General features: G+C 57.5%; 17 protein-coding genes and 1 tRNA gene. 14 read left to right on the top strand and 4 right to left on the bottom strand.

Annotation, left to right across the window (positions count from 1 at the left end):
* Positions 1-244: 244 nt before the first annotated feature.
* The 9 genes from ACZ46D_RS06170 to hemB all read left to right on the top strand — a co-directional run bounded on the left by ACZ46D_RS06170 (position 245) and on the right by hemB (position 12,837).
* The gene (locus ACZ46D_RS06170) at positions 245-1,210 is read left to right on the top strand and encodes a P-loop NTPase (RefSeq protein WP_464929161.1); all 966 of its coding nucleotides are present in this window, start codon (positions 245-247) and stop codon (positions 1,208-1,210) included.
* An 11-nt stretch (positions 1,211-1,221) separates the two neighbouring features.
* Positions 1,222-1,860 (top strand): MBL fold metallo-hydrolase, encoded by a 639-nt coding sequence (locus ACZ46D_RS06165; protein ID WP_464929160.1) that lies wholly within the window; start codon positions 1,222-1,224, stop codon positions 1,858-1,860.
* A 3-nt stretch (positions 1,861-1,863) separates the two neighbouring features.
* Positions 1,864-3,783, top strand: coding sequence for a selenocysteine-specific translation elongation factor (gene selB, locus ACZ46D_RS06160; protein WP_464929159.1), 1,920 nt, complete (start codon positions 1,864-1,866; stop codon positions 3,781-3,783).
* A gap of 103 nt (positions 3,784-3,886) precedes the next feature.
* Positions 3,887-5,506: a GTPase HflX gene (gene hflX, locus ACZ46D_RS06155; protein WP_464929158.1), complete on the top strand. Its 1,620-nt coding sequence runs from the start codon at positions 3,887-3,889 to the stop codon at positions 5,504-5,506.
* Positions 5,507-5,512: 6 nt separating this feature from the next.
* Positions 5,513-6,097 (top strand): DUF4390 domain-containing protein, encoded by a 585-nt coding sequence (locus ACZ46D_RS06150; protein ID WP_464929157.1) that lies wholly within the window; start codon positions 5,513-5,515, stop codon positions 6,095-6,097.
* Positions 6,098-6,216: 119 nt separating this feature from the next.
* On the top strand, positions 6,217-8,451 hold the full coding sequence (locus tag ACZ46D_RS06145; RefSeq protein WP_464929156.1) for a sensor histidine kinase: 2,235 nt from the start codon (positions 6,217-6,219) through the stop codon (positions 8,449-8,451).
* A 198-nt stretch (positions 8,452-8,649) separates the two neighbouring features.
* Complete coding sequence (locus tag ACZ46D_RS06140; RefSeq protein ID WP_464929155.1) at positions 8,650-10,020, top strand: sigma-54-dependent transcriptional regulator; 1,371 nt, start codon at positions 8,650-8,652, stop codon at positions 10,018-10,020.
* A 36-nt stretch (positions 10,021-10,056) separates the two neighbouring features.
* Positions 10,057-11,814 carry an AAA family ATPase gene (locus ACZ46D_RS06135; protein ID WP_464929154.1) on the top strand — a complete coding sequence of 586 codons (1,758 nt, stop codon included), beginning with the start codon at positions 10,057-10,059 and terminating at the stop codon, positions 11,812-11,814.
* 48 nt (positions 11,815-11,862) lie between these two features.
* Positions 11,863-12,837, top strand: coding sequence for a porphobilinogen synthase (gene hemB, locus ACZ46D_RS06130; protein ID WP_464929153.1), 975 nt, complete (start codon positions 11,863-11,865; stop codon positions 12,835-12,837).
* A gap of 127 nt (positions 12,838-12,964) precedes the next feature.
* Here hemB and ACZ46D_RS06125 read toward each other — a convergent pair whose 3' ends face one another.
* From ACZ46D_RS06125 to hisB, 4 genes are all read right to left on the bottom strand, one after another.
* Positions 12,965-13,222 carry a ComEA family DNA-binding protein gene (locus tag ACZ46D_RS06125; protein WP_464929152.1) on the bottom strand — a complete coding sequence of 86 codons (258 nt, stop codon included), beginning with the start codon at positions 13,220-13,222 and terminating at the stop codon, positions 12,965-12,967.
* Between the two features lie 168 nt (positions 13,223-13,390).
* Positions 13,391-14,164 carry a tRNA lysidine(34) synthetase gene (locus ACZ46D_RS06120; RefSeq protein WP_464929151.1) on the bottom strand — a complete coding sequence of 258 codons (774 nt, stop codon included), beginning with the start codon at positions 14,162-14,164 and terminating at the stop codon, positions 13,391-13,393.
* Between the two features lie 9 nt (positions 14,165-14,173).
* Positions 14,174-14,809 carry a hypothetical protein gene (locus ACZ46D_RS06115; RefSeq protein ID WP_464929150.1) on the bottom strand — a complete coding sequence of 212 codons (636 nt, stop codon included), beginning with the start codon at positions 14,807-14,809 and terminating at the stop codon, positions 14,174-14,176.
* A 23-nt stretch (positions 14,810-14,832) separates the two neighbouring features.
* Complete coding sequence (hisB, locus tag ACZ46D_RS06110) at positions 14,833-15,432, bottom strand: imidazoleglycerol-phosphate dehydratase HisB (RefSeq protein WP_464929149.1); 600 nt, start codon at positions 15,430-15,432, stop codon at positions 14,833-14,835.
* 296 nt (positions 15,433-15,728) lie between these two features.
* Here hisB and ACZ46D_RS06105 point away from each other — a divergent pair.
* The 5 genes from ACZ46D_RS06105 to truA all read left to right on the top strand — a co-directional run bounded on the left by ACZ46D_RS06105 (position 15,729) and on the right by truA (position 18,893).
* Positions 15,729-15,803 (top strand) — tRNA-Gly (locus ACZ46D_RS06105).
* A 235-nt stretch (positions 15,804-16,038) separates the two neighbouring features.
* Positions 16,039-16,467, top strand: a complete 429-nt coding sequence (gene rplM, locus ACZ46D_RS06100; RefSeq protein WP_464929148.1) for a 50S ribosomal protein L13 — start codon at positions 16,039-16,041, stop codon at positions 16,465-16,467.
* 92 nt (positions 16,468-16,559) lie between these two features.
* Entirely contained in the window at positions 16,560-16,955 is a 396-nt protein-coding gene (gene rpsI, locus ACZ46D_RS06095) for a 30S ribosomal protein S9 (RefSeq protein ID WP_464929147.1), read from the top strand.
* Between the two features lie 138 nt (positions 16,956-17,093).
* A complete protein-coding gene (gene argC / locus ACZ46D_RS06090; protein WP_464929146.1) occupies positions 17,094-18,125 on the top strand; it encodes an N-acetyl-gamma-glutamyl-phosphate reductase in 1,032 nt (343 codons plus the stop codon).
* Positions 18,126-18,131: 6 nt separating this feature from the next.
* Positions 18,132-18,893, top strand: a complete 762-nt coding sequence (gene truA, locus ACZ46D_RS06085; RefSeq protein ID WP_464929145.1) for a tRNA pseudouridine(38-40) synthase TruA — start codon at positions 18,132-18,134, stop codon at positions 18,891-18,893.
* Positions 18,894-18,907: the final 14 nt, after the last annotated feature.

Genomic DNA, 18,907 nt, shown 5'->3' with positions numbered 1-18,907 from the left:
AGGCCTCTTTCGCGCATCTGTGGCACTGCTGAACAGTTACGTTCTGTGACTTTTTTTCCAGTTGATCCCCGTAAATGGCTGCCTCCGGGCAGCCATTTTTTTTGGCAGAGTCGGAGAAATGGCCTTGGTCGTTATGGAGGGCAGCCGGGCTTTTGCCTTTCAAAACACCCGGTCTTACAGTATAAGATAAAGCTTCCCCTGAATTCGTTCATTTTTTGATTTTTTATATTCTTGGAGGTAGGTCATGTCGAAGTGCAGCAGTGGAACCTGTGGCAGTAAGAAAGCGAGTGGCTGCGGCTCCGCCGATGCGGCGGTGGCCCAGCAGAATACGGCGATCGCCGCCTCTCTGGACCGGATCAAAAACAAGATCCTGGTGATGAGCGGCAAGGGCGGGGTGGGCAAGTCCACCGTTTCGGTGAATCTGGCCTTAGGTCTTGCGCAAAAGGGCTACAAGGTCGGCCTCATGGACGTTGATCTCCACGGCCCGGACATCGTCCGCATGCTCGGCATGCCAGGCCGGATGGACGGTGAGCTCACCAAGGACGGCAAGATGCCGCCCCTGCAATACAACGACCATCTCAAGGTCATCTCGCTGGAAAGCATGATGGAGAACCGGGATGATCCCATCATCTGGCGCGGACCCCTGAAAAATCAGGCGATCCGTCAGTTTATCGCGGATGTGAATTGGGGCGAGCTGGATTATCTGGTCATCGACGCGCCTCCGGGCACCGGGGACGAGCCCATGACCGTGGCCCACACCATCAAGGATGCCAAGGCCCTGGTCGTGACCACTCCCCAGAACATCGCCCTGGCCGATGTGCGCAAGTCCATCAACTTCTGCAAGCACGTGTCCATGAAGATCCTCGGGATCGTGGAGAACATGAGCGGTTTCATCTGCCCGCATTGCGACAAGCCGGTGGATATCTTCAAGACCGGCGGCGGCGAGCAGCTGGCCACGGAATTTGCCGTGCCCTTTCTGGGCCGGATCCCTCTTGATGCCAGGGTGGTTATCGCCGGGGATGACGGCAAGCCCTATCTCTCTTCCGGTGCCACGAGCCCGGCCGCCCAGGCGTTTGAGGCGTTTCTGGCCAAGGTCGAGAAAGAGCTGCCCGTCCTCCAGGCCGCAGCCGTTTCCATTCCCATGGCCAAGGCTCCGTCGAGTTGCGGCTGCGGTGGCGGGCCCTGCAACCCGAACACCTGTGATTGTTGAGGGCTCCGAAAATGATCGTCAAACAGCTGACCGTGGGCTCCATGGCTGTATGCTGCTATGTGGTGGGCTGCGAGGAAACCAAGAAGTGCTGCATCATTGATCCCGGCGGCAACGAGGAGAAGATTCTCGCCTTCTGCCGGAATGAAGGGCTCAGTGTGGAGGCGATTGTCTGCACCCACGGCCATCCGGATCATGTCTGCGGCAACGCTGTGATCCAGAAGGCCACCGGCGCGCCCATTCTCATGCATGCGGCGGATGCCGAGTTCTTTGCCAAGCCGGAGGTGATTCAGTATTTTTCCATGCTCGGCCTGCCTCCCTCGCCGCCGGTGGACAGGCGTGTCAGCGATGGCGAGGCGATCGTCATCGGTAACCTCACCCTCACGGTTCTTCACACCCCCGGCCATACCCCGGGCGGAATCTGCCTCTATGCCGCGCCCCATCTCTTTACCGGCGACACCCTGTTTGTCGAGGGGCTGGGCCGCACCGATTTCCCCGGCGGCGATTCCAAGCAGCTGCTCGCTGCCATCAAAACCAAGATCCTGACTCTGCCCTCTGAAACCGTGGTCTGGCCGGGGCATGGTTACGGCGGAGCCAGATCCACCGTGGGCGAGGAGGCCCGGAACAACCCTTACCTGCAAGGGAACTGGTAGCAGATGCGGGAGATCGTCCTCGGCACGGCCGGCCATGTGGACCACGGCAAGACCAGCCTGGTCAGAGCCCTCACCGGTATTGACACCGACCGGCTTAAAGAGGAGAAGAAGCGGGGCATCACCATCGAGCTCGGCTTTGCCTTTCTCGATCTGCCCTGCGGTCACCGCCTCGGCATCATCGACGTTCCCGGCCATGAGCGTTTTGTAAAAAACATGGTGGCCGGCGCCACCGGCATCGATCTGCTCGCCTTTGTCATCGCGGCGGACGAGGGGATCATGCCCCAGACCAGGGAGCATTTCGAGATCTGCCGTCTGCTCGGGGTGAAGCGGGGGCTGGTCATTCTCACCAAGAAGGACATGGTGGATGCGGAGTGGCTCACGCTGGTGCAGGAGGATGTCCGTCAGTTCCTGGCCGGCAGCTTTCTTGAAGAGGCGCCCATGGTCGCGGTTTCCTCCACCACCGGCGAGGGGCTGGATGAGGTCCGGCAGGTGCTGGACACCCTGGTGCGGACCAGCGAGTTTTCCGAAGCCCATGGTCCGTTTCGGTTGCCGGTGGATCGGGTCTTCAGCATGAAGGGGTTCGGGGTGGTGGTCACCGGCACCTCCATCTCGGGCAGAATCGCGGTGGGCGAGGATATCACCGTCTATCCCCAAGGTCATACCGCCAAGATCCGTGGCATCCAGGTGCATGGCCAGGATGTGGAGCTGGTCGAGGCGGGCAAGCGCACCGCCATCAACATCCAGGGGCTGGACACCGAGATGATCAGCCGGGGCAACATGCTCGCCACCCCAGGGACCCTCGCGCCCTCCTTTCTACTGGACGGAGATTTTTTCTATCTCTCCTCCTGCGCCAAACCCCTCAAGAACAGAAGTAGGGTGCGGGTGCACATCGGCACCGCCGAGATCATGGGCCGCATCGTCCTGTTGGAGGATGAGGAGCTTGTCCCCGGCAGCCGGGCCAACGTGCAGATCCTGCTGGAAGAGCCCTTTGGCGCCTGGCCCGGGGACCGTTATGTGGTGCGGAGTTATTCGCCCGTGGCCACCATCGGCGGCGGCGGAATCTGGAACGGATCTCCGCCCAAGCGGCGCCGCTTTAAGGAAGCGAACAGCGAGGTTTTTGCCCTGTACCAGGCGGGTTCTGCTGAGGATATTTCTCTGCTCCATCTCCGGGAGGCCGGGGTTGCCGGGCTCACCTTCGAATCGCTCTGCGTGAAGATGGGCCAGTTCGGCAAGCGTTTTAGAAAGCTGCTGGACGGTCCCATCTCCAGCCGAAAGATCATCATGGTTGATTCGGAGCGACAGCGCATGGTCGCGGCGGAAACCTTCGAGGGGATGGGCGCATCGCTTCAGAAACTCCTGGCTGATTTTCACCGGGACAATTCGATGAAGCCGGGTCTCTCCAAGGAGGAGCTGCGTTCCCGTCTGCCCGGCGACATGGATCAGCGATTTTTCCAGCTGCTGCTCAACACCCTGGTCAAGCAGGGGACAATTGTGGTCGATGAATCCGTGGTCAGGCTGACCGGCCATCAGGTATCGCTGAAAGCGGATGCCCAGAGTATCCGTACTGAAATGGAGGCCTTTTACAGTGAGGCCGGGCTGACGCCGCCCACCGTCCGGGAGGTGCAGGAGCGGTTTGCCAAGTATCCTGCCCCCCTGGTCCGTGAGGTGCTGGAGCTTTTGGTCCGTGAGCAGGTTCTGCTCAAGATCAGCGAGGATCTCTATTTTCCGTGCCGCGCCATCACCGCCCTACAGGAACAGCTGGTGGCCTTCATCAAGAAGGAAGGAGAGATCGACGCGCCGCGTTTTAAAAATCTCACCGGCCTGACCAGGAAATTTTCTATCCCTCTGCTGGAGTATTTTGATAAAATCAAGGTGACTATCCGGGTCGGCGATCGGCGGTTGCTTCGGGAGCGGAGCACGTGAGGAGTTTTTTTCCGGAGGCACAGCCATCGGTACGATAACCGGTAATACCAGCGGCCTGAAAACCGTCCAGCTGAAAGGGCTTGAGCGCATAGCCGGACGCCGGGTGAACCCGGATCTGGTCATCAGCCCGGAGCTGGCAAAAGAGCTCTGCGCGGTGGCCTTTGAGCTTGGCCGGCAGGTGGGGGTGTTGCTCAGCCGCAGCGGGCAGGTGGAGGCGGTCATGGTCGGGGATCACCGTTCCATCATGATCCCGGCCCTGAAGCAGTTTCGGGCCTCGGGCGGGCGTCTCAAGGGGTTGCGTTGTGTGCATACCCATCTTGCGGGCGAGGATCTTAGCGAAGACGATTTGATGGATCTCCTTTTCCTGCGGCTGGATATGATGACCGTGGTCAAGATGGACCAGGGCGGGACAACTTGGCTTTATTCCGCCCATCTGGTGCCGCAGCCGGTGGAGGGCCGCAACTGGGTCTTTCTGGAGCCGGAGGTGCCCAGCCAGCAATCCCGTTCGTGCCGGGAACTCATTGCCGCGCTGGAGGATGAGTTCGCCAAGGCCAGGCCGGTGCGGGAGATTGATGCGGGCCGGGACCGGGCGATTCTGATCAGCGTGACGCCGCTTTCTAAGGCCAAGGCCCAGGAGTCCATGGACGAACTGGCCGAGCTGGCGCGCTCCGCCGAGGTAATCGTCCTCGATACCGTGGTGCAGCGGCGGGAAAAGATCAATCCCCGGTTGATCCTGGGCAAGGGCAAGCTCGGCGAGATCATGCTGACCGCGCTGAGGCTCAACGCCAATCTGCTGATTTTTGATCAGGAGTTGAACCCTTCCCAGGTGCGCTCGATAACCGACCACACCGAGCTGAGGGTCATCGACCGCACCCAGCTGATCCTCGATATCTTTGCCCGGAGGGCCTTGAGCCGGGAAGGCAAACTGCAGATCGAGATGGCCCAGCTCAAATACATGCTGCCCAGGTTGACCACCCGCGATGATGCCCTGTCCCGGCTCACCGGCGGCATCGGCGGGCGTGGCCCCGGCGAGACCCGTCTGGAGGTGGACCGCCGCCGCATCAATGATCGGTTGGGCAAGCTGGCCAAAAAACTCAAGGAGGTCAGCCGGGAGCGGGAGCAGCGGCGAGCGCGGCGCCGCAAAAATGACTTGCCGGTTCTCTCGCTGGTCGGCTATACCAATGCCGGGAAGTCAACCCTGCTCAATACGCTGACCAACAGCGCGATTGTCGCGGAGGATAAGCTGTTTGCCACCCTGGACCCAACCAGCCGCAGGCTTCGTTTCCCCGAGGATGTGGAAGTCATTATCACGGATACGGTGGGCTTTATCCGCCATCTTCCGGAGGAGTTGCTCAAGGCCTTCAAGGCGACCCTGGAGGAACTGCACGAAGCCGACGTGCTTGTGCATGTTATCGACATCAGCAATCCGCGTTGCAATGATCATATCCAGGTGGTGGAGGAGTTGTTGCGGGAGCTTGAGCTGGATGGTATTCCCTGTCTCAAGGTTTTTAATAAGATTGATTTGGTTGCGCCGGAGGTCGTTGCCGAGCATCTGCGGCTGCATGAGGCGGTTGCCTTAAGCGCCCATAATGCCGCAACCTTCGGTCCGTTTCTGGACAGAGCCAAGAGCCTGGTTCTGAAAAAATGGCAGGTGAGGGGAGAACATGTACAGTCTGAAATTCAGGAACCACCCCCCGGTACTCCAGCCTCTTCATCGATGTAGGGGATTATGCGCATATTAAGCCCTAAACGACAATTCCGTGTTTTTTCATCCTTTCTCTTCGCTGTGCTCCTTTTCTTTGGCAACGGGCAGCCCGCGCTTGCCCAAAATGCGACCATTGAGGAGTTGATTGTCACCAATTCCAGTACAGACCTGCTTTTGTTCCTGACGGTCAACGATGCCTTTACCAGGCAGATGGAAGAGGGGATCAAGAACGGCATCCCGGTGACCTTTAATTTTTATGTGAAGCTGGAACGCAAACGCATGTGGCTCAATCAGGAGCTTGTCTCCCTGCAATTTGACCACACCCTGAGTTACGACACCTTGAAAGAGGAGTACTCCATTGTCCGTTCGGAACTGGCCGGTCAGACCTTCCGCACCAAATCATTGGCCGAGGCGAAGAAAGCCATGGCCCAGCTCAATGGTCCGCCGATCGCGCCGCTGAAGGGGCTGCTGCCCGAGGCGGGATATCTGCTCAAGGTGAAGGCCAAACTTGCGGAAAAAACCCTGCCGCTCTATTTTCACTATGTGATCCCCTTCTGGAGCCTCTGGGATTTTGAAACCGCCTGGTACAATGTGGAGTTCAGGTATTAGGAGCCGTTACAGAATGAAAGCTGATGGTCGGACTATTCCGTTACGGCTCCTTACGCCGTTATCACTGCTGCCGTTTTTGCAAATCAGAAGGCAAGATTATCTTGCGGTGACGGCTTAGCATGGAGGCAACCCAAGAGGAGGTTCTCAGGAAAGACCGGCTGCGCCGCAAAAAGCGTATCCGCCTGATCATCCTTGCTTGCCTCGTTTTGATTCCCCTGTTGACCTATTTGGAAACCAGGGTTGTGCAGCTGGGGGCCGTTCCCTTTCCGGTCAGCGGCAATGTTCTGATCTTCGTGCTCATCAACTTCAACGTTCTCCTGTTGCTGTTGATGGTTTTTTTGGTTCTCCGCAATCTGGCGCAGCTTGTCTTTGAGCGCCGCCGCCGTTTTCTGGGCACCAAGCTTCGCTCCAAGCTGGTGATCGCCTTTGTTTCCATGTCTTTTTTTCCCACCGGGCTGCTTTTTTTTATCGCTCTGCAGTTTGTCTCCACCAGCATGGATTACTGGTTCAATATCAATGTCGCCCAGTCCCTGGAAGAATCGATCTCCATCGCCAAGAATACATACCAGGAGGCGCAAGACCAGGTTGATCGCCAGGCCCGCCTTATCGCGGAACGGCTGGAGTCGAAACGCTACGCGGATCTTGCCGGAGAAAATCTGACCCCTGTACTGCAAGACATTATCAAAAGCCATGGGTTGGCCGGAATCGAGGTGATTTCCGAGCAAAGGGAGGTCGTGGCCCGCGCTTACCGGCCGGAGATCGCAGGCGAGGGGGTGCCGGAAATTCCGCTGAACATGATCCGTAACGCCCTGGCCGACAATCAGGAGCAGGCAACCATCCAGCCGGTGGCGGCGGGGGAGCTGGTGCGCGGGGTGAGCTCGGTGCGGCTCGGCGGAGCCGAGGCCCGGCAAGGGGCGCTGGTCGTCTCCCTGCTGATTCCCCAAGAGAGGGTGAAGCGGTTGCAGACCATCTCCGCCGGGTATGAGGGCTACAAGCAGCTGATGATTCTCAAGGCCCCGATCAAAACCACCCTGCTGGTCATGCTGCTCATCGTCACCTTGTTGATCGTCTTTTGCGCGATCTGGTTCGCCTTTTATGTGGCCGGCGGCCTGACCGGGCCCATCGGCAGGCTGGCCGAGGCGACGCGGCGGGTAGCTGAGGGGGAACTGGATTTTGTTCTGGAAAAGACCTCGGGCGATGAGATGGGGACCCTGGTTGATTCCTTCAACCGGATGACCAGTGACCTTTCCGCCAGTAAAAGGCAGCTCGAAGAGGCCAATGCCGCCCTGCGCCAGGGCAATCTGGATGCCGAGACCCGGCGGCGCTACATGGAGATCGTTTTGCAGAGCGTGGCGGCCGGGGTTATCTCCCTGGATGAACAGGGGAGGATTACCACAATCAACCGCTTTGCCGAGGAACTGCTCCGCATTGACCGCAGGGCCTTTGAAGGCAAGGAATATCATGCGGTACTTCGGCCGGAGCACCGGGCCATTCTGGAAGGTTTTCTCGCCGAACTCTCCCGCAGCGGCAAGTCTTCCCTGGAAAGGCCGCTGCGCCTCACTGTGGGTGATGAAACCTTTTCGCTACGGGTCAATGTAACCCGGCTGGAAGATGAGAATAATCAGCCCCTCGGCGTGGTCCTGGTGTTCGACAACCTCACCGAGCTGGAAAAGGCGCAGCGGATGGCGGCTTGGCGCGAGGTGGCGCGGCGCATCGCCCATGAGGTGAAGAATCCCCTGACCCCGATTCAACTTTCCGCCCAGCGGCTCCGCAAGCGATACCTGGACCGGCTGGCCGGGGACCAGGAGGTTTTTGATGTCTGTACCAAAACCATTATCAACCAGGTTGACGAGCTGAAAAAACTGGTCAGCGAATTTTCCAATTTCGCCCGGATGCCTGCGGTGCACAAAGCACTGGGCAGCCTTGCCGAAATGGCCAACGAGGTTTTTATTCTTTACCAGGAGGCCCATAAGGACCGGCAGTTTCGGTTGCGGGTGGAGGGGCCGATCCCGCAATTCTCCTTTGACGCCAAGCAGATGAAGCGGGTGCTCATCAACCTGCTCAATAATGCCGTGGCCGCCACCGCCAGTGCCGGGGTGATTGAGATTATTCTCGCCTGCGAGGAAGAGCGCAAGGTGGTCAGTCTTGAGGTGCGCGACAATGGCTCCGGGGTCAGCGACGAGGACAAGCTGCGCCTCTTTGAGCCGTATTTTTCCAGGAAAAAGACCGGAACCGGTCTGGGTTTGGCCATTGCCAGCACGGTGGTGGCGGACCACCACGGCTATATCAGGGTCAGGGACAACGAGCCCCAGGGGACCCGTTTCATTATTGAGCTTCCCCTGGGCAACGGATAGAAAACCGGCAATTATTCAGCAGCACCACATCTGCTTTGTCATCGACTTGCTTATGTGCGATAGCACACTTCGCAGGTCTCTTCCGCCCATCTGCGGCACTGCTGAATAGTTGTGAAAACCGTGTCGTCTGCTCGACTGGGCATGGTATATTGGATACAGGTAGACAAATTTCAGTGAAACGGCGGCAACGAAATAGCGATGGCGAAAACGATCCTTATAATCGACGATGAAGCGAGTATCCGTGAATCCCTGTCCGGCATCCTGGCGGACGAGGGGTTTCAGACCCTTTCTGCCGAGGATGGGCAGCAGGGGCTTGCTCTGTTGGAGGAGGAGCGGGTTGACCTGGTTCTGCTCGATATTTGGATGCCGGGGCTGGACGGCCTGGAGGTGCTGAAAAGAATCAAGGAATCCCAAGCCGAATTGCCGGTGATCATGATCTCCGGCCACGGTACCATTGAAACCGCGGTGCAGGCCACCAAGATGGGGGCTTACGATTTCATCGAAAAGCCGCCTTCCTACGATAAGATCATCCTTTCCATCAACAACGCCCTGGATCTTGCCCGGCTCAAAAAAGAGAACCTGATCTTGCGCCAGCAGACCCACCGTGCCAGTCAGCTTACCGGCAACTCCTCGTCCATGGCGGAACTCCGGCAGCTAGTGGAGCGGGTGGCACCCACTGAGGCCTGGGTTTTGATTCGGGGGGAGCATGGTACCGGCAAGGAGCTGGTGGCGCAGAGTATCCATCGGCTGTCAAAAAATGCGGCCAAGCCGATGATCGAGTTGAACTGCGCCGCTATCCCGGAAGAGCTGATCGAGTCCGAGCTGTTCGGCCATGAGAAGGGCTCATTCACCGGAGCCACCGCCAGTCGACGGGGAAAGTTCGACCTGGCCGACGGCGGCACGCTCTTCTTGGACGAAATCGGCGACATGAGCCTCAAGACCCAGGCCAAGGTGCTGCGCATCCTGCAGGAACAGAAATTTGAGCGGGTGGGCGGCTCAAAAACCATCCAGGTCGAGGTTCGGGTGCTGGCCGCTACCAACAAGGACCTTGAGCAGGAGATCGAAAACGGTACTTTCCGGGCGGATCTCTATTACCGGCTCAACGTGGTGCCCATTCAGGTGCCGCCGCTTCGCGAGCGACGGGAGGATATTCCCCTGTTGGTCGCTGATTTTGTGGCGGACAACGCAAGAAAGGGGTTGGGGGAAAAGGCGTTCAGCTCAGGGGCGTTGCAGGTCATGATGCAGCACGGCTGGCCGGGTAATGTCCGGGAGCTGCGCAACTTTGTGGAGCGGGTCATGATCATGTGCCCGGCGGAAACGGTTGATGAGGCCATGGTCTGGCAGCTGCTCGGCATTGCTCCGGCAGATGCTGCGCCATCGGTCGCCGGTCTGGAGGCGCTGTACCATTCCTTGAGCTATAAAGAGGCCAAGAAGATTTTTGAGCGGGATTTTCTCAAGGCCCGTCTTGCCGGCAATGACGGGAATATTTCCCAGACTGCGGAACAAATAGGTCTGGAGCGTAGTCATCTGCACAGGAAGATGAAATCCCTGTCCTTGGACGAAGAATAGCTGCTGCTTTTCCCCAGCGAGATTTGAGAGGATGCCATGAGCGAACACGAGACTAGCCTTCCCGACCAGAAGGCGCTGGAAAAGGAAATCGGGGAGTATCTCACCAAGAAGTACGGGCAGAAGGTGAAGATCATCTCCAGCGGCCTTCTGCCCATGGCCCAGGGTGAGGAGGGCGAGGCGGGGCAGCCAGGGAGAAGCGGTGCGGCTGATTTTCATTTCGACACCCATCCGGAAGAGCTCATTGCCTATCTCGACGAGTATGTGGTGCGGCAGGATGAGGCCAAGGCCATTCTCGCCACCAAGATTTGCACCCATTTCAACCGGATCAGCTATGCCTTGGCCAATCCCCGCAAGGCAAGGCGCAACATGGGGCAGATCAAGAGTAACGTTCTGCTCATGGGCCCGACCGGGGTCGGTAAGACCTTCCTCATCAAGCTCATTGCCCGGCACCTTGGGGTGCCCTTCATCAAGGGGGATGCCACCAAGTTCAGTGAAACAGGCTATGTGGGCGGGGACGTGGAGGATCTGGTCCGCGATCTGGTCCGGGAGGCGGACGGGGATATTGAGCGGGCCCAGTACGGCATTATTTATTTGGATGAGATTGACAAGATAGCCGCCAGCCCCTTCAGGATCGGGGCCGATGTCTCCCGAACCGGGGTGCAGCGCACCCTGCTCAAACCCATGGAGGAAACCGAGGTCGAACTCAAGGTTGCCCATGACCCGGTCTCGCAGATCGAGGCCATTGAGCAGTATCGGGCAACGGGCAAGAGGGAGCGGCGGTTGGTCAATACCAAAAATATCCTTTTCATCATGAGCGGCGCCTTTGCCGGGCTTGAGGATATCATCAAAAAACGGGTGCAGCAGCAATCCATGGGCTTTGAAAGCTCGGTGACCTCGGTGAAAACCGCTGGCCGTTTTCTTAAGCAGGTCAAGGCGGAGGATCTTGTCGAGTTTGGTTTTGAAAGCGAGTTTGTCGGGCGTCTGCCGGTCATCGCCGTGCTCGATGAATTGAGCGAAGATGATTTTTACGAGATTCTGGCCAATCCCAACAGCTCCATCGTGGTTGCCAAGAAACAGGATTTTCGTGTGTACGGCGTTAATCTCCAGTTTGAAGACGCGGCGCTACGGGAAGTTGCCAGGCTGGCCAAGCTGGAGCGGACCGGAGCTCGCGGGCTGGTCAGCGTCATGGAAAAGATCTTGCTCCACTACGAGAAAAAGCTGCCCTCCACCAGCATCCGCCATCTTGTGGTGGATGTGGAGCTGGTGCGCTCGCCGATGGTCGTACTGGAAAGGCTGTTGGCCGATGCCGCAGTGCAGGCGGAGCACCGGACCCGTTTTGAGGCCTTGCAGGCTGCGGAGTATGAGCGCTTGACCGGCTTTATCCTGAAGCGGATGGGGAATTATCTGGAAGACCATCAGGTGCTCACCACCCCGACGCGCCTGCAGCTCATGGCCAAGGAGAGTCAGGACCAGGATGTGGATCCCCGCGAGGTCTGTGATACCTTCATCCGCTTGGTTCAGGCCATCCACGGCGCTGAGGCGGAGATCAGCGAAAAATGCGGGCTCATGGTCACTTTCAGCGAAGAGGCTGTTGACCGCTTGTTGTCCAGAGAACCGCGGACCCTTGAGACCATTCAGTCCTCGTGTGCCCAGATTCTGCAGGCCATGGAGTACGGCCTGCGGCTCATGGGGCAGAAAAAAGGGGTTGCCCAGGTCGTTGTGCCCAAGGAGGGGATCGATATGCCGGAGCGGTATATCAATACCCTGGTGGGGGAAACCTTTAAGATCGAATAAAAGCAGGAGGAAGCCTTTCCTCTCGCGTAGAAAAGGAGACAGTGGATCATGATTTTTCCTGAATACCGGGCCCGCAGGCTCAGACAGAACGAAACCTTTCGGGCGCTGATCCGGGAGACCAGCATTTCCCCGGCCCATCTTGTCTATCCGCTTTTTGTCATGCCCGGAAAGGGCGTTCGGGAAGAGGTGTCATCCATGCCCGGGGTGTTCCGGATCTCCGTGGACCAGCTGGCCAAGGAGGCCAAGGAATGCATGGGGCTGGGGGTGAACTCGGTCATCCTTTTCGGCCTGCCCGACAAGAAAGATTCGAAGGGTTCAGGGGCACATGCCAAGGACGGCATCATCCAGCGGGCCATCAAGGAGCTGAAGAACACGGCCCCGAAGCTCACGGTCTGTACCGATGTCTGTCTGTGCGAATACACCAGCCATGGTCATTGCGGGATCATGATTGATGATGTGGTGGACAACGACACCACCCTGGAGGTGCTTGCCCGAACCGCGCTTTCCCATGCCCAGGCCGGGGCCGACATGGTGGCCCCCTCGGACATGATGGATGGCCGGGTTGCCGAGATTCGGGGAATTCTGGACGAGAACAACTTTCCCATGGTGCCGATCATGTCCTATGCCGTGAAATACGCCTCCGCGTTTTACGGGCCTTTCAGGGATGCGGCGGAATGCGCGCCCCAGCAGGGCGACCGCAAGTCTTATCAGATGGACCCGGCAAACGTGCGGGAGGCTCTGCGGGAGGCGACCCTGGATGTGGAAGAGGGGGCGGATATCCTGATGGTCAAACCGGCCATGGCCTACCTGGACGTGATCAGTCGGCTGCGGGATGAGTTCGACCTGCCCATCGCCGCCTACCAGGTGAGCGGCGAGTACGCCATGATCAAGGCCGCTGCGGCCAATGGCTGGATCGACGGGGAAAAGGTCATGCATGAGAGTCTGCTCAGCATCAGGCGGGCAGGCGCGGATATCATCATCACCTACTTTGCCAAGGAGATGGCCAGATTGCTCAACAAATAGGCGGAGGTATAAGGGAGACGCCGTTGCTGGCAGCAGGGGATGGCCTGGTGTAACATTTTATGAGGGGATAAGGGCTGTTGTCCTTATCCCCTTTTGCGTGCCGGGGTGCATGGCGTTCTGTCGGCGGCTACTTTGTAACCGTGATCCCGCTGCCCAGTTTTTCCACGATCTTGGGGCCGATTCCTTTGACTTTGGCCAGATCTTTTGTTGATTTGAACTGGCCGTTTTTCTGCCGGTACTCGACGATGGCCTGCGCCTTGGCCGGGCCAATGCCCTGCAAGCCGGTGAGTTCCTGTGTTGTGGCCTTGTTGATGTCCACCGCGGCAAAAGCGACGGCAGCCCAACACAAACATCCGCACAGTGTTGCAAGAAGAATTTTCAGCATGGTTTTCCTCCGGAAAAAATAATGAAAAATGCGCCATGCACCCCGCATGGTTGTTCAGCTGGGAAAGAAAGGGGTTTGTTGCCTGACCACTTCATGTCTCCAGAATGGTATCTAATTGTCAGGCGGATGTCAATTGCAAATTCAACATTTGAGGAACAGGGAGGGCGGCTAGTTGCGTCGGCCTGAAGAGGGCGGGGGAATGGGGGGAAGGGGCGGTAGCGGAGTGAGCAGGTAATCGGTTCGCACATTGCCGAGGCTGGCAAAGATGGTGGCCTTGAGGGCGGGGTCTTCTTTGTACATGGGGGTGAGCCAGGCCCGGATCTTCTCTCTGCGGGAGTCCGCGGCAAGTGTGCAGGGGTTGGCCACGGGGGTAATACCCAGGCTTTGCCCCATCTCGATGATCCGTTTTTTTTCCACCATGACCAGGGGGCGGATCAGGGTCAGCTTGCCGCCGAACAGCTCCTGCCTTGGTGCCATGGCGCTGAGATTGCCCCCGTAGAACAGATTGAGGAAAAACGTCTCGATAATATCTTCCTGGTGGTGGCCGAAGGCGAGTTTGTTGCAACGATGTTCTTCGGCCAGGGAGAAAAGTCGGTTGCGGCGCTGGCGGGCGCAATGATAGCAGCCGCTCTTGCCGTTTTCGGCGATGAGCGCCTGGTGGCCGAAGTCGGTCCGTTCCATCAGCATGGGCAGGTCTATGCGGCAGAGCTGCTCTTGGACCAGATCGTACTCTCCGCCGCCGAACCCCATGTCGAGGTGCACCGCCAGCAGCTCATAGCGGATAGGCGCCTTGCGGCGCCATTCCTTGAGAAGCCAGGCGAGCACCAAGCTGTCGATGCCCCCGGACACGGCGATCATCACCCGGTCGCCGTCGGCCAGCATCTGGTAGAGATGCATGGCCCGGCCGACAAGATGATTGAACTGCTTGGGGATGGCGAACACAGGGGATGATTATTTTTTCAGATAGGGACAGTCGGCGATTTTTTGCTGGAGGCCGTCACGGACAAGTTCTTCGGCGCTGAGCCATTTAATGCCCCGTTGCGCTTTTTTGAAAAACTGGAACATGTCGGCAAGCAGGGGCTGCTGTGTCTCGTTGAAAACCCCGGAACAGATGACCTGGCCTGTTTCCGCCTGGATGAGCTTATAATCAAAAGCGACAGAAGCCGGGCTGACAATGGAATATTCGGTGCCTTCCCGTTCGGTAAAGCGTTGCAGGGTGAACAGGAGAACGGCGTCAGCCTGCTTGGTCCGGCAGATGGTGACCGCCGCGGTTGTCCGGCAGCGATTCATGTCTTTATCCAGGGCATCCCGTTGTCCTGGAGTGAGAAGGGCGATATCTTCCCTGCCGGAAAAATATTCCGCCAGTATTGTGTCAGCGAGTTTCTGGCCCTTTTCAAGCTGCTGCGTCTCTTTGGGCGAACGGCTGTTTTGGCCATCCGTGACGATTTCCGCTGGGAGCACGATGATTGTTTTGACCGGAAGCAGATCCTCGGGCTGTATCTGGGCGGTTGTGCGCGCGCAGCCGGAAAACAGGGTGAGTACGGTCAGGCTTGCGAGAAAAACGGTATACGGTTTGCAGAGTGTCACGATGGTTTCTCCAGTATGAAAAATTATAAGGACCCTTTGGAAGAGACTGGGCCCTGGGCGCGGGGGTCCACGGTGGTTGCCTCATCAAGGGCCCGGCCTAGGGCCTTGAAAATTGCTTCGAGAATATGGTGGGTGTTCTCGCCGTGGGCCATTTCCACATGCAGGGTCAATCCGCCATGCAGGGTGAAAGCGCGGAGAAACTCCTTGGCCAGCTGGGTATCGAAGTCGCCGACCTTTTGCTCAAGAAAGGGAACGCCATAATGGAGATACGGTCTGTTGGAGCAATCCAGAGTCACTCGGACCAAGGCCTCGTCCATGGGCAGAGCGCTGAAGCCGTAACGTCTGATGCCGCCAAAATCCCGCAATGATTTTTTCAGGGCTTGGCCCAGGCAAATTCCCAGATCTTCCACCGTGTGATGCGCGTCAACCTCCGTATCTCCGGAGGCGCGGATGGCAAGATCGAAAAAACCATGCACGGCAAAGAGGGTGAGCATGTGATCCATAAAGGGTACGCCCGAGGCGCACTGGGCCTTGCCGGTGCCGTCAAGGGCGAAAGAGAGGGCGATATCGGTTTCCTTGGTTTTGCGTTTTACTTCGTTTTGGCGGGCTCGCTGTGCTGCCATGGGTTGCTCCTGCAATTGTCTGGCTGCTTGCACAGAAGCCAGTATCATCGGTAATGAATATATAGGTAGAAAAACAAGACGGATGATTGTTTATACCAAGATGTCGCGGCTTCAGGCAATAGGAATCCCCATACCTTCCAGAGAAAAGATTGTAATAACAAAATATTATAGATCGTTTTGTCGCTAAGGAGGGCATGGCGGTTCAGGGGACAAAAAGATCCCGTGTTGCCGGTTTTTTGTTGACAACCCATTCCCACATTGTTATACATCTGGCGTTTTTCACATACTGAAAATGAGCGGGAATAACTCAGTGGTAGAGTGCAACCTTGCCAAGGTTGAAGTCGCGAGTTCGAATCTCGTTTCCCGCTCCATATTTAGGAACCGTTAAGAAGTAACTTGTACAATTCTGACCGTTCCTTTACGGCTCCTTATGCCGTGTTGACTCTCCAGAATGACCAGATAGTTTTTTATAACGGCGTTGCTCGCGGCTTGTGTTCGTGAGCCTATTTGCATTGACCGACAGCCCGTCTGCATTTTTTTATGGCAGAACGGGCCATTTTGACTTATATAGACCTATTCTTTATTGAGTTTTGCGAGGGCTTTGAAATGAAGACATATTTGACCCCGGTCAAAGATATTGAGCGCAAGTGGTTGATCGTTGATGCTCAGGATAAGGTGCTTGGTCGTTTGGCTTCCGAGATTGCCACGCGTTTGCGCGGCAAGCACAAGGCCAATTACTGCACCTTTCTTGATGTCGGTGATTTTGTCATTGTCGTTAATGCGGACAAGGTTCGTCTGACCGGCAAGAAGTGGGATGACAAGGTGTATCGTCATCACTCCGGTTTTATGGGCGGCTTGAAGGAAAAGACTGCCAAGGTCCTTCTGGTGGAAAAGCCGGAAGAGCTGTTGCGCAAGGCTGTTCGCGGCATGTTGCCCAAAAACACCCTGGGCCGGCATCAACTGAAGAAATTAAAGGTATATGCCGGAACGGAGCATCCCCATGCCGCCCAGCAGCCTGAGTCTCTGGAATTATAAAGCTGAGTTGAGCAGCTTGCCTGCTTAAACGAAACTTATGCCCTCTGGGTATAAAATCCTGCCCTTTTAAAACAGGATAATGGAGCTTGAACATGGCAGACAATAGTTTTTACGCGACCGGAAAAAGAAAGACCGCTATTGCCAGGGTGTGGCTGAGGCCGGGTTCCGGCAACATCCAGGTCAACAAGATGAGCGTGCCAGATTATTTCGGCGGCGGATTTGACTACCTGCAGAAGATTTCCAAGCCTTTGGCTTTGACCGATACTGCGGCAAAGTTCGATATCCTCGCGACCTTGACCGGTGGCGGTAAGATTGCTCAGACCGAGGCCTTGCGGCACGGGATTTCCCGGGCACTGCTGGTTGTTGATCCCGAGCATCGTGGTGCCTTGAAAAAAGCGGGTTTTCTCACCCGTGATCAGCGCGTGAAAGAACGGAAAAAATATGGTCAGAAGGGCGCCAGGGCAAGGTTCCAGTTCTCCAAGCGTTAATCGTTGCCTGGTATTGCCTTGTCAATATCACGGACACCATTGTGTATCTCATCAGGGGAAGGCGCTTATCGCTCTTCCCCTGATTTTTTTTGGCCTGAGTCAGGCAGCCTTCCGGTTGCGAGCTGAGTGGAGGAAAAGATGGTACGAATCGGCATTGTCGGGGCTTCCGGGTACACCGGGGCGGAGCTTGCTCGGATACTGTGCAATCATCCCGAGGTAGAGTTGACGGTGGCGACCTCCCGGCAATATGCGGGGAAACCGCTTTCCCAGATTTTTCCCAGCTTGCAGGGCCGGGCGGACATTATCTGTGAAGATCTCCAGGTTGAGGCGCTTGTCGATCGGGCTGATTTTTTCTTTACTGCGGTTCCCCATCAGACCGCCATGGATATCGTGCCGCAGCTGGTGGCCGCAGGCAAGAAGGTAGTTGATCTTTCCGCCGATTTTCGTATCCATGACGCGCAGGTCTATGAGCAGTGGTACCAGGCCCACAGCGCCAAGGATCTGCTGGCCACGGCGGTGTACGGCCTGCCTGAGCTGCATCGGGCGGCGATCCGCAAGGCGCAGTTGGTTGCCAATCCCGGCTGCTACCCGACCAGCGTTATTCTTGGGCTGGCGCCCTTGCTCAAGGGTGGGCTGATTGATCCCCAAACCATTATCATTGATTCCAAATCAGGAGCCTCCGGGGCAGGGCGGGCGGCGCAGGTCGGTTCGCTCTACTGCGAGGTGGCCGATGGCTTCAAGGCATACAAGGTGGGCGAGCATCGCCATACCCCGGAGATCGAGCAGGAGCTGGGCGGGTTGTGCGGCAAGCCGGTGACGGTATCTTTCACCCCCCATCTGGTGCCGATGTCCCGGGGCATTCTCAGCACGATTTACGCCCATGCAGGCAAGGCGCTCCCCGGTTTGACCGAACTCTATCGGGATTTTTATCGGGAGGAGGAATTTGTCCGGGTTTGCCCAGCCGGGCAGTATCCGGCAACCCAGTATGTCCGGGGCAGCAATTACTGCGATATCGGCACCAAGTTCGATCCCCGCACCGGACGGGTTATCATCATTTCCGTCATAGACAACGTGGTTAAGGGCGCTTCCGGGCAAGCCGTGCAGAACATGAATCTCATGTGCGGTTTTCCGGAGAATACCGGGCTTAGAATCGTTCCTCTTTTCCCCTAAAGCACAGTGCGAAACATCAAGCTTGTTTTGGCCTATGACGGGACTGACTACGCCGGTTGGCAGAGACAGCTGGGCCAGCCCACCATCCAGCAGGTGGTGGAAGAGGCTATTGCCCGCCTGACCCAGGCGCAGGTCACGCTTCATGGGGCAGGCCGCACCGATGCCGGGGTGCATGCCGAGGGTATGGTGGCCAATTTTCACACCGCGGCAGCCATTCCGCTTGCCGGCTTGGTGAAGGGGTTAAACGGCATGCTGCCTGTGGCCATCCGGGTGCTTACCGCTGAAAAGGTTGCCAACGATTTTCATGCGCGCTATAACGCCAGGGGCAAGGTGTATGAGTACACCTTCATGATCACGGAGATCATGCCGCCTTGCTCGCGGCTCTATGCCGCCCAGGTCCGGGGGGCTTTTGCCTGCGCCACCGTGCGGCTCTGTCTGCCGATGCTGGTCGGAACCCATGATTTCAGCAGCTTTGAGGCATCCGGGTCCCGTGATTTGTCCATCACCGGTGGCAGGGGTGCCGTGCGCACCATTTTTTCCGCCCGTCTTGCCGAGGAGGGAAAAGACTCTCGGGTGTATCGATTGATCATCGCCGGGGATGGATTTTTACGGCATATGGTGCGCAACATTGTCGGCACCCTGTTTGACGTGGGCCGGGGGCGTTTGACACCCCTTGATTTTCAGGAGATCGTGGCTGGCCGGGATCGGGCCTTGGCTGGAGCAACCGCGCCTGCCAAGGGTTTGACTTTGAAGACTGTTTTGTACTAGTACATTGTAACTCT

The sequence above is a fragment of the Thiovibrio sp. Mzg5 genome, from assembly GCF_055379285.1.
This window is presented reverse-complemented; position numbering and strand designations above follow the sequence as displayed.